Genomic DNA, 583 nt, shown 5'->3' with positions numbered 1-583 from the left:
CCTCTTGTAGGCGTCCCCGTTCCTGCATCGCCGTCAAGCCCATCTCGCCCAGGTGGCAGGCCGAGTTGTAGCTGGTCATGGCGACGACCTGCATCAGTGGAATATTGTGCTCCCGCGCCACGCGAAGGGACTTGGCACAACTACCTGCCGCCCGCGGGTGGGTGTTGGGCAGCTCCTCGTAGGGCGTCTCCCAGCTGAGGCCATCGTCGGGCACCATCGGCATGCCGTCGGTGACGACGCTGACGCCGGGCAGCCCGAGCCAGTCGACGATGGCCGACTTGGGCATCTTGAACACAAGGACCGCCCGCGTCGGCTCCTTCTCGAGCATCTCCTCCCGCGACTGCTGGGTGTACCACTCACCGGTCGCCACGTCCTGGATCGTGTCCTCGTACCTGTGGCCGAGAGTCTCGACCCACATCTCCGGTTCCAGGAAGACGGCGTTGAGGGCCGTCGACCCGGCGGCGTAGGGGTAGATCTCACCCCAGACGTTCATGCCGCGCTCCCTCATTCGGGCCAGCAGCTCATGCACCAGGTTGTAGCCCGGATTGTTGAAGTGACAGGCCATGGCCGGAGCGCCCAGGGC

General features: G+C 65.7%; 1 protein-coding gene. It reads right to left on the bottom strand.

Going from position 1 to position 583, the window contains the following annotated elements:
• The coding region (locus JDV09_RS24105) for an amidohydrolase family protein (RefSeq protein WP_221371670.1) at positions 1–583 on the bottom strand (583 nt) is incomplete at both ends.

The sequence above is a fragment of the Mycolicibacterium xanthum genome, assembly GCF_019710635.1.
Classification (GTDB): domain Bacteria; phylum Actinomycetota; class Actinomycetes; order Mycobacteriales; family Mycobacteriaceae; genus Mycobacterium; species Mycobacterium xanthum.
The sequence above is the reverse complement of the archived record's forward strand: the minus strand, read 5'-3'. Positions and strand labels throughout refer to the sequence as shown.